This is a genomic window from Xaviernesmea rhizosphaerae (assembly GCF_001938945.1).
In the GTDB taxonomy this organism is placed as follows: domain Bacteria; phylum Pseudomonadota; class Alphaproteobacteria; order Rhizobiales; family Rhizobiaceae; genus Xaviernesmea; species Xaviernesmea rhizosphaerae.
The window spans coordinates 1-241 of sequence record NZ_MKIO01000046.1 but is presented as its reverse complement, the minus strand read 5'-3'; the positions used below and the strand labels follow the sequence as shown (position 1 = coordinate 241).

Sequence of the window (241 nt, the reverse complement as noted above, 5' to 3'; positions counted from 1 at the left end):
CGTTGACATTCATTTGAGCCGAAGGTGTGCCGCGCGCAGGAAGATCCAGGCCATGAAGCTGACGTCCGTCTTGTCGTAGCGGGTCGCGATGGCCCTGAACTGCTTGAGATCGCAGAAGAAGTTCTCAATGAGATGGCGCCAGCGATACATGGCGAAGTCACAGGCAATCGGCTCCTTCCGGTCAGCCTTTGGCGGGATGACCGCCTGGATCTGCCTTTGGCTAAGCAAGCCGCGCAGGTGG

The 241-nt window shown here is 58.9% G+C and carries 1 pseudogene; it reads right to left on the bottom strand.

Features of this window, described 5'->3' with window-relative positions:
• Positions 1–9 precede the first annotated feature (9 nt).
• Positions 10–241, bottom strand: a pseudogene (locus tag BJF92_RS23210) (IS5/IS1182 family transposase); the annotation flags it as partial.